The sequence below is a fragment of the Rhodococcus sp. C26F genome (assembly GCF_053345925.1).
In genome coordinates, this window is the sequence record NZ_JBKFBA010000005.1 from 133,746 (window position 1) to 143,787 (window position 10,042).

The window sequence follows — 10,042 nt, forward strand, 5'->3', positions numbered from 1 at the left end:
GCTACGGAATCCGCACTGGGTCGATCCGGAGTGGTACACGCCGAAGCGCTACGACCTCGAGGTATCCGGCTGTACGAACCGCCGGACCGCGCCGCTCCGCCCCGATCGGAGGTCTCGGCGCACCGGGGTCGGTCACAACTCCCGTGAACGCGACAGCTCCGCCGACCTCGCCCTGAGGTGGCGCCGCTCGGGTTCGGTACCGGCGAGCTCGAGCGCCCGCCGATACGCTTCGGCCGCTTCGCCTTTCCGGCCGACCCGAGCCAGCAACTCGGCTCGTGCCACCACGTACGGTCCGTAGTCGCGCATACTCGGCTCGTCGGCGAGTCCGTCGAGGAGTTCGAGTCCGGCCGCGGGCCCGTCGCGCATCGCGACCGCCACGGCGCGGTTCAGTGTGACGATCGGTGACGGGCTCAGGGCGGTCAGTACGTCGTAGAGGGCGACGATCTGCGGCCAGTCGGTGCTGTCGACGTCGCTCGCCTCGTCGTGCAACGCGGCTATCGCGGCCTGCACCCCGTACGGGCCGGGTGGTCGTCCGGTGAGTGCGGCGACCACCAGTGCGCTGCCCTCCTCGATCATCGCGCGGTCCCATCGGGTGCGGTCCTGCACGTCGAGCAGCATGACGGCGCCGGTCGGGTCGGTGCGTGCGTCCCGGCGGGCATGGACGAGCAGCATCAGCGCGAGCAACCCGCTCACCTCCCGTTCCGCCGGCATCAGACGGTGCAGGATGCGCGTGAGGCGGACCGCCTCCTCTGCGAGGGCGAGGCGTTGCAGATGTTCACCGCTGCTCGCGGCATAGCCCTCGGTGAAGATCGAGTACAGCGCCGCGAGCACCACCGGCAGGCGCTCCGGCAGTTCGTCCGGTCCGGGCACCCGGAACGGGATGCGGGCACCGCGGATCTTCTTCTTGGCCCGCACGATCCGCTGGGCCATCGTCGGCGACGGGACGAGGAAGGCCCGCGCGACCTCGTTCGTCGTGAGACCACCGAGGCAGCGCAGGATCAGCGCGACGCGGTCGTCCGCCGCGAGGGCGGGGTGGGCGCACGTGAAGAACAGTTCGAGGCGGTCGTCCGGCAGTTCTCCGGCCTCGGGCGGTTCGTACGACGCGCGACGTTCGGTCTCGACGGCCAGTTCCGCCAGTCGCGTCGCATACACGCGGTCGCGGCGCACCCGATCCAGCGCTCGGCGCCTGGCCGTGGTGAGCAGCCAAGCACCCGGACGCTCGGGCACACCGTCGACCGGCCAGTGCACGAGCGCCGCCTCGAGTGCCTCCGATGCGACCTCCTCGGCGAGGTCGAGGTCGCCGAAGCGATGGACGAGCGCGGCGAGGAGCCGGCCGTGTTCCTCGCGGAACACCGACTCGACGGCCGCGGCCGGCTCCCCCATCGCTCAGTCCCCGAAGTCGGCGATCGGCCGCACGACGACCGTGCCGCCGTCCCGCGACCCTGGACAGCGTGCCGCCCAGTCGAGTGCCTCGTCGAGGCTGCCGACGTCGATGACGTCGTATCCGCCGAGCACCTCGCGGCTCTCGCCGAACGGTCCGTCGGTCACCGTGCGTCGTCCGTCCACGTCGACCTGCACGGTCGTCGCGGTGACGAGATCCTGGAGGGCGTGCCCGGACACGAGGACACCCGCGTCGCGCATTGCCTTCTCGTAGTCCTGCCAGTCCTCGACGGTGCAGGTGGGCTCGTCGGTCGTGGATGCGTAGATCAGCAGCATGTACTTCATGGCGGTCGCTCCCGTCTGTGTGGTGTTCGTCCTACACCATCACGACGAACGGACACCTGCCGTATCGACGACCCGACGAGGAATTTTTCTAGCCGCTGTTGCGCAACGCCGTGGCGAGACCGTTCATCGTGATCTGGATACCGCGCCGGACACGGTCGGTGTCCTCACCGGCACGGAACCGGCGCAGCAACTCGACCTGCAGGTGGTTGAGCGGTTCGAGATACGGGAACCGGTTGTGCAGCGACCGCTCGAGCGCCGGATTGTCCGCGACGAGCGAGTCGTAGCCCGTGATCTGCCGGTAGGCGTCGACTGTGCGGGCGTGCTCGTCGACGATGCTGCCGAACACCCGCTCGCGCAGTTCGGTGTCCTCGACGAGTTCGGAGTACCGGGCGGCCAGGCCGAGATCGGACTTGGCGAGCACCTGCGCCATGTTCGACAGCACCGAACGGAAGAACGGCCAGCGACGGTAGAGATCCTGCAGGGTCGCCAACCGGTCCGGATCACCGGCCACCCAGTCCTGCACGGCCGTTCCCGTGCCGTACCAGCCGGGGAGCATCACGCGGCTCTGGGTCCACGAGAGCACCCACGGGATGGCCCGCAGGTCGCTGATCGCCTTCGTCTGCTTGCGGGAGGCGGGACGGCTGCCGATGTTGAGGGCACCGATCTCCGAGACCGGCGTCGCGGTGGTGAAGTACTCGACGAATCCCGGTGTCTCGTGCACGAGTCGGCTGTACGCGGCGCGAGCGAGGTCGGCAAGTTCGTCGAGGATCCGGTAGACCTCCGGTGCGTCCTTCCCGAGGCCTTCGACATCGAGCAGGCTCGACTCGAGGGTCGCCGAGACGAGCGCCTCGAGGTTGCGGCGGGCGAGTACCGGTTCGCGGTACTTCGCGGCGATGACCTCGCCCTGCTCGGTCAGACGCAACGAGCCCTGGACCGCGCCGGGAGGCTGGGCGAGGATGGCGTCGTAGCTCGGTCCGCCACCGCGACCGACGGTGCCGCCGCGACCGTGGAACAGGCGCAGCCGGATCCCGGCGGTGCGCGCCGCCTCGACGAGATCGAGTTCCGCGCGGTAGAGCGCCCAGTTGGCGGTGAGATAACCGCCGTCCTTGTTGGAATCGGAGTAGCCGAGCATGATCTCCTGCAGTCCGTCGTGTCCGTCGACGAGGCTGCGGAACTCGGGCACGGCGAGGGCGGCGGTCAGCGTGGCGGCACCGCCGCGCAGGTCGTCGATCGTCTCGAACAGCGGGATGACCTGCACCGTGCTGCGCGGATAGCCGCGGTCGAGGTCGAGCAGCCCGACCTCCTTGAGCAGGACCTCGACCTCGAGCAGGTCGGACACCGAGGTGCACATGCTGATGATGTAGTGCTCGATGGCGGCCGGTCCGATGCGACGGACCACGTCGGCGGCGGCACGCAGGATGCCGAGTTCCTTGGCCGTCTCGTCCGACAGGTGGGCGTCGGGGGTGGTGAGCGGGCGGCGGATCCGCAACTCCGCGGTGAGCAGCGCGACCTTGTCGTCCTCCGGCAGGTCGCGGTAGCGGTCGGTCACTCCCGCCCAGGAGAGCAGTTCGGCGACGACGTTCTCGTGGACCTCGGAATTCTGACGCAGGTCGAGTGGCGCGAGGTGGAAGCCGAAGACCTCGACGGCGCTGCGCAGGTGCGCGAGTCGATCGTCGGCGATCACGGTCGCTCCGCCGGCGCGCAGCGAGGCGTCGACGATGTTCAGGTCGGTGTGCAGGCGGGCCGGGGTGGCATAGGGCTCGCACGGGATACGCACCGTGTGGGGCAGGTCGACGCCGGGCAGCAGCCTGTCCGCGGTCGCGGTGAGGCGGGCGCGGATGCCGTGTACGGCGCGTCGGTACGGCTCGTCGCTGTGGGCGGGATTGTCGTCGCCCGAGTCGTCGGCGAGCTTCTTCAGTGCACTGCTGATGGTCGCAGTGCGTTCGGACATCGACAGTTCGCGTTCGAGCGCGGCGAGTTCGGTGAGGTGATGTCGCAGCGCAGTCTCACAGGCGCGATTCGCGGCAGTGGTGACGACCTCGCCGTCGACGTTGGGGTTGCCGTCGCGGTCGCCGCCGATCCAGGTTCCGGGCCGGACCAGCGGTTCGGTGAGCACCGCCGCGTCCGGCCAGCGCCGCCGGAGTTCGCGTCGCACTTCGGCATTGAGGGCGGGAACGACGTCGAACAGTGCGAGGTCGTAGTAGCGCAGACCGTTGTCGACCTCGTCGATGATCCTCAGGCGCGCGAGCCGGATGAGCGCGGTGTCCCAGAGGGTCAGGATGTGCCGGTACAGGGCGCGGTCGATCTCCTCGAGCGCGGCGGGTTCGTCGGTCCTCTCCCGGCGCCGCATGAGCTCGGTGACGGCGGTCTGGACGTCGAAGACGGTGCGTCGGCGGGTCTCGGTGGGATGAGCGGTGATGACGGGGGCGACGAGAGCCGATGCGAGCGCGTCGGTCACGGTGTCGGCGTCGAGGCCCGGACCGGCGGCGTCGAGCTTGGCGTAGGTGGCGGCGAGGCTGCTGTCCTGCGGTGGGTCGCCTGCGCGCACGTGCAGGGCTCGACGTCGTTCGCGGTGCAGATCCTCGGCGAGATTGGCGAGCAGACCGAAATGGCTGAACGCCCGGGCGACGGGAATCAGGTCGTCGGTGGCGACGCCGGCGAAGCGTTCGGCGAGTTCGGTGCGGTCGATCTCGGAGCGCCGGATCCGGAAACTCTCCACCCGGGCCGATTCGACCAGGTCGAAGGTCTCGGGTCCCGCCTGCTCACGGATGACGTTGCCGAGGATGCCGCCGAGCAGGCGGATGTCCTCGCGGAGGGGTTCGGTCGCAGAGGCAGGCACAGTGTCCGTCATACGGCCAGTATCTGTGCCCGGCGGCCGGGGCGCGACCGCGGCAGCGGCCGTGCACGTGCGGGGATCAGCTGAACTTGATCTGCAGTCCGATGCCGAGGATCGAGATCACCCAGATGATGCCGGTGAAGACGGTGAGACGGTCGAGGTTCTTCTCCGCCACCGTCGAGCCCGAGAGATTGGACTGGACTCCGCCACCGAACAGGCTGGACAGACCACCGCCCTTACCGCGGTGCAGCAGCACCAGCAGGATGAGCAACAGGCTCGTGACGATCAGGAGGATGTCCAGGAACAGTTCCATGTCGGTGTTCGATGTCCTTCGGATGGTGGGCGACGTCGGCGTCAGCTTACCCGCTCGTCCTGTGGGGATGCTGCGGGTGTACCGGGGACGCCGGGTGGGCGAAATGCGGGTGGGGTGCAGGGTCTCGTCGAGATCCTGCACCCCACCGTGATGCTGTTCGCTCTAGAGGAGCGGACCGCCTGCGGCGATCGCCGACAGCTGAGCGAATTCGTCGGCCTTGAGGGAGGCGCCTCCCACGAGGCCNCCGCCGTCGACGTCGGTCTGAGCGATGAGCTCACCGACGTTCTCGGCGTTGACCGACCCGCCGTACAGGACGCGGACCGACGCCGCGACCTCGGGCGAGGCGAGTTCGGCGAGGGTGCTGCGCACCGCGGCGCACACCTCCTGTGCGTCGGCCGCCGAGGCGACCTTGCCCGTGCCGATGGCCCAGACCGGCTCGTACGCGACGACGATCTTCGCGATCTCGTCGGCGGACAGGCCGGCGAGCGAGTTCTTCAACTGCTCGATGTTGTACTCGACGTGGTTGCCCGCTTCGCGGACGTCGAGTCCTTCGCCGATGCACACGATCGGCGTGAGACCGTGCCGCAGCGCGGCCTTGGCCTTGTCGCGGACGATCTCGTCGGTCTCACCGTGCAGGGTGCGACGCTCCGAGTGCCCGACGACCACGTAGGTGCAGCCGAGCTTCGCGAGCATCGCGCCGGAGATCTCGCCGGTGTAGGCGCCGGAGTCGTGGACCGAGATGTCCTGGGCTCCGTAGGTGATGCCGAGCTTGTCGCCCTCGACGAGGGTCTGCACCGAGCGGATGTCGGTGAACGGGGGGATGACCGTCACGTCGACCTTCTCGAGGTACTTCTCGGGAAGGGTGAACGCGATCTTCTGCACCAGGGCGATGGCCTCGAGGTGATTGAGGTTCATCTTCCAGTTGCCCGCGATGAGCGGTGTCCGTGCCATGACCGTCAGCCCTCCAGAACTGCGATGCCGGGCAGTTCCTTGCCCTCGAGGTACTCGAGGGAGGCGCCACCACCGGTGGAGATGTGGGAGAAGCGGTCCTCACCGAGTCCGAGCGACCGCACGGCCGCAGCGGAGTCGCCGCCACCGACGACGCTGAACGCGCCCTTGCCGGTGGCCTCGATGATCGCTTCCGCGACACCCTTCGTGCCGGCCGCGAAGTTCTCGAACTCGAACACACCCATCGGGCCGTTCCAGAACACCGTCTTCGCCGAGCCGAGGAGCGAGGCGAAGCGCTGCACGGACTCCGGTCCGATGTCGAGGCCCATCCATCCGTCGGGGATGGAGTCGGCCGCGACGGTCTGCGACTGTGCGTCGGCCGCGAACTTGTCGGCCACCACCACGTCCTGCGGGATGTGGATGACGTCGCCGAAGCGTTCGAGCAGCTGCTTGCAGGTGTCGATCATCGACTCCTCGAGCAGCGACGTGCCGACCGAGTAGCCCTGTGCCGCAAGGAACGTGAAGCACATACCGCCACCGATGACGAGCGTGTCGACCTTGGGTGCGAGCGCCTCGATGACCCCGAGCTTGTCGGAGACCTTCGAGCCGCCGAGCACCACGGCGTACGGACGCTCGGTGTCGGTGGTGAGCTTGGCGAGCACGTCGACCTCGGCCGCGACGAGACCACCCGCGTAGTGCGGGAGCAGCGTCGCGACGTCGTAGACCGACGCCTGCTTGCGGTGCACGACACCGAAGCCGTCGGAGACGAATGCGCCGTCGTCACCGACGAGCTCGACGAGTTCACGGGCGAAGGCGAGCCGCTCGGCATCGTCCTTGCTGGTCTCGCGAGCGTCGAAGCGGACGTTCTCGAGCAGGAGGATGTCGCCGTCGGTCAGCCCTTCGGAACGCGCCAGCGCATCCTGGCCGACGACGTCGGAGGCGAGCTGGACGTTGCGGCCGAGCACCTCACCGAGCTTCGCTGCGACGGGCGCGAGCGAGTACTTCGGATCCGGCTCGCCCTTGGGGCGGCCGAGGTGCGCGGTCACGACGACCTTGGCCCCGGCCTCCGCGAGCGTGCGGATGGTGGGCGCGGACGCGAGGATGCGGCCGGCGTCGGTGATCGTGTCGCCGTCGAGCGGGACGTTGAGGTCGGAGCGCACGAGTACGCCCCGACCCTCCACACCTGCGTCGAGCAGATCCTCGAGGGTCTGAACTGCCACTGTTCAAATGTCCTGTTCTACGAGTTTCAGAGAGACTTGCCGACAAGACCGACGAGGTCGGCAAGACGATTCGAGTAGCCCCACTCGTTGTCGTACCACGAGACGACCTTGACCTGCTCGTCGATGACCTTGGTCAGAGGCGCGTCGAAGATCGACGAGTGCGGGTCGGTGACGATGTCCGAGGACACGATCGGATCGGTGTTGTACTTCAGGATGCCCTTCAGCGGACCCTCCGCGGCAGCCTTCAGGGCGGCGTTGACCTCGTCGGCGGTGGCCTTCTTGGTGAGGGTCGCGGTGAGGTCGGTGACCGAGCCGGTCGGGACCGGGACGCGCAGCGCGTAGCCGTCGAGCTTGCCGAGCAGCTCGGGGAGCACGAGGCCGATGGCCTTGGCGGCGCCTGTGCCGGTGGGGACGATGTTCAGGGCGGCGGCGCGGGCGCGACGCAGATCCTTGTGCGGTCCATCCTGCAGGTTCTGGTCCTGGGTGTACGCGTGGATCGTGGTCATCAGGCCCTTCTCGATGCCGAACTCGTCGTTCAGCACCTTGGCGAGGGGGCCGAGGCAGTTCGTGGTGCACGAGGCGTTGGAGATGATGTTCTGCGTGCCGTCGTACTTGTCGTGGTTGACGCCCATGACGATGGTGATGTCCTCGTCGGTGGCGGGCGCCGAGATGATGACCTTCTTGGCGCCGGCGTCGATGTGACCCTTCGCCTTGGCGGCGTTGGTGAAGATGCCGGTGGACTCGACGACGACGTCGACACCGAGGTCGCCCCACGGAAGAGCGGAGGGGCCTTCCTTGATCGAGAGGGCCTTGATCTTCCGGTCGCCGACGACGATGTCGTCGCCCTCGACATGCACGTCCTTGTCGAGGCGCCCCAGGATCGAGTCGTACTTCAGGAGCGTCGCGAGGGTGTCGTTGTCGGTGAGGTCGTTGACGGCAACGATCTCGATGTCGGTGGTGCCGAGTGCCTTCTGCGCCTCGACCGCCCGGAAGAAGTTGCGCCCGATGCGTCCGAATCCGTTCACGCCTACGCGGACAGTCACAATGAAGCTCCTTTGCCCAGTATTCGATGGTCGTGGTGGTGCTCGTGCTCGTGTGACCTCCACCCTAGTGGGGTTCGGTCGTACTGTGGGGAGCCGCCCGGTCGTGGCGCGAACTCCCTTGCAAGCCTGCCCCGCTATGCCTCGTCCAGCAACTCAGCGGTGACGGCCGACTCCGTGTCGGGGATCCCGAGTTCCTTCGCTCGACGATCCGCCATCGACAGCAGGCGGCGGATCCGTCCCGCGACGGCGTCCTTGGTCATCGGCGGATCGGCGAGCTGACCGAGCTCCTCGAGCGACGCCTGACGGTGCTGCACGCGCAACGCGCCGGCGGCGGCGAGGTGGTCGGGCACGTCGGCGCCCAGGATCGCCAACGCCCGCTCGACCCGCGCAGCGGCCGCCACGGCGGCGCGTGCGGACCGGCGCAGATTGGCGTCGTCGAAGTTGGCGAGACGGTTCGCGGTCGCCCGCACCTCCCGGCGCATGCGGCGCTCCTCCCAGACCAGTCGGGTGTCCTGCGCGCCCATGTGGGTGAGCAGCGCACCGATGGCCTCGCCGTCGCGGATCACCACACGGTCGGCGCCGCGCACCTCACGCGCCTTGGCGGTGACGCCGAGCCGGCGGGCGGCACCGACGAGCGCAAGGGCGGCCTCCGGGCCGGGGCAGCTGACCTCGAGGGCCGAGGAACGGCCCGGTTCGGTGAGCGAACCGTGGGCAAGGAACGCCCCGCGCCACGCCGCGGCGGAGTCGGAGACACTGCCGCCGACCACCTGTGCCGGCAGTCCGCGCACGGGCCGTCCGCGACCGTCGAGCAGGCCGGTGCGGCGGGCCAGCGCCTCACCGTCCTTGCCGACGCGGACGATGTACCGGGAGCTCTTGCGCAGACCGCCCGCGCCGAGCACCTGGATCTCGGCGGGATAGCTGTAGAGCTCGAAGATCTCGCGGCGGAGGCGACGTGCGATCGATCCGAGGTCGACCTCGGCCTCGACGACCACTCGTCCGGCGACGATGTGCAATCCCCCGGCGAAGCGCAGGAGGGCGGACACCTCGGCCTTGCGGTTGCTGATCCTGGTGACCGACAACCTGCTCAGCTCGTCCTTGACCTCCGCTGTCATTGCCACGAGACGCTCTCCCTCCCGCCCCCGCGTGTGGCACGGACTCCACCGCGCGAGGACAGACATGTTTCCAGTGCCCCCGCCAACTTGGCGGGGTCGTGTCGATGCGTACCGGTCTCGGCGACGTCGACGAACGAGACGTCCGCTCCGAATCGGGCCGCGGACCGGCTCAGGTGCTCGCGCTCGCGTCCTTCCGGTACCGAGGCAGCATCCACGACGACGTGGTCGACACGGAAATCGGGGGCGTGCTGGGCGAGAACGTGCAGGTGACGTTCCGCGGAGAAGCCTGCGGTCTCCCCCGGTTCCGCCGCGAGGTTGAGCACGAGGACCTTGAGCGCCGTCGTGTGGACCAGCGCCTCGTGCAGGTCCGGGACGAGCACGTGCGGGATGACGCTCGAGAACCAGGATCCCGGACCGAGCACCACGAGATCGGCCTCGCACACCGCGTCGAGCGCGGGCGGGCAGGCCGGCGGATCGGCGGGGATCAGGCGGACGCGGCGCACCTTGCCCGGGGTGGTCGCCACCGCGACCTGTCCCCGGATGCAGCGGCTCACCCGCGGGTCGGATTCGAGTCCCGAGACGTCGGCTTCGATGTCGAGGGGGATCGGCGACATCGGCAGCACACGGCCGCGCACGTCGAGGACGCGGGCGAGCATGTCGAGGGCGGTGACGGTGTCGCCCGCGACCTCGGCGAGCCCGGCGAGGATCAGGTTGCCGACCGAGTGCCCGGCGAGGGCGCCCGTGCCGCCGAAGCGGTGTTGGACGGTCTCGGTCCACACCCGGACCTCGTCGTCGCGGCCGGCGAGCGCTGCGAGCGCCATGCGCAGGTCGCCGGGTGGGACGAC

General features: G+C 69.0%; 8 protein-coding genes and 1 pseudogene (1 of these 9 running past the window's edge). All 9 read right to left on the reverse strand.

Annotated elements, in window-relative coordinates; genetic code table 11:
• Positions 1-132: 132 nt before the first annotated feature.
• Positions 133-1,383 carry an RNA polymerase sigma factor gene (locus ACLBYD_RS08950; RefSeq protein ID WP_447816148.1) on the reverse strand — a complete coding sequence of 417 codons (1,251 nt, stop codon included), beginning with the start codon at positions 1,381-1,383 and terminating at the stop codon, positions 133-135.
• Positions 1,384-1,386: 3 nt separating this feature from the next.
• Positions 1,387-1,725: a YciI family protein gene (locus ACLBYD_RS08955; protein ID WP_447816149.1), complete on the reverse strand. Its 339-nt coding sequence runs from the start codon at positions 1,723-1,725 to the stop codon at positions 1,387-1,389.
• An 88-nt stretch (positions 1,726-1,813) separates the two neighbouring features.
• Positions 1,814-4,576: a phosphoenolpyruvate carboxylase gene (gene ppc, locus ACLBYD_RS08960; protein WP_447816150.1), complete on the reverse strand. Its 2,763-nt coding sequence runs from the start codon at positions 4,574-4,576 to the stop codon at positions 1,814-1,816.
• Between the two features lie 64 nt (positions 4,577-4,640).
• Entirely contained in the window at positions 4,641-4,874 is a 234-nt protein-coding gene (gene secG, locus ACLBYD_RS08965; protein ID WP_006551479.1) for a preprotein translocase subunit SecG, read from the reverse strand.
• Between the two features lie 162 nt (positions 4,875-5,036).
• Positions 5,037-5,825, reverse strand: a complete 789-nt coding sequence (gene tpiA / locus ACLBYD_RS08970) for a triose-phosphate isomerase (protein WP_447816151.1) — start codon at positions 5,823-5,825, stop codon at positions 5,037-5,039.
• 5 nt (positions 5,826-5,830) lie between these two features.
• Positions 5,831-7,042: a phosphoglycerate kinase gene (locus ACLBYD_RS08975; RefSeq protein ID WP_120282440.1), complete on the reverse strand. Its 1,212-nt coding sequence runs from the start codon at positions 7,040-7,042 to the stop codon at positions 5,831-5,833.
• A 26-nt stretch (positions 7,043-7,068) separates the two neighbouring features.
• Positions 7,069-8,085 carry a type I glyceraldehyde-3-phosphate dehydrogenase gene (gene gap / locus ACLBYD_RS08980; protein ID WP_006551476.1) on the reverse strand — a complete coding sequence of 339 codons (1,017 nt, stop codon included), beginning with the start codon at positions 8,083-8,085 and terminating at the stop codon, positions 7,069-7,071.
• Positions 8,086-8,219: 134 nt separating this feature from the next.
• On the reverse strand, positions 8,220-9,203 hold the full coding sequence (whiA, locus tag ACLBYD_RS08985; RefSeq protein ID WP_006551475.1) for a DNA-binding protein WhiA: 984 nt from the start codon (positions 9,201-9,203) through the stop codon (positions 8,220-8,222).
• Positions 9,194-10,042, reverse strand: a pseudogene (locus tag ACLBYD_RS08990) (gluconeogenesis factor YvcK family protein) (it continues 227 nt past the right edge of the window). Before ACLBYD_RS08990 ends, whiA begins: the two are co-directional and overlap by 10 nt.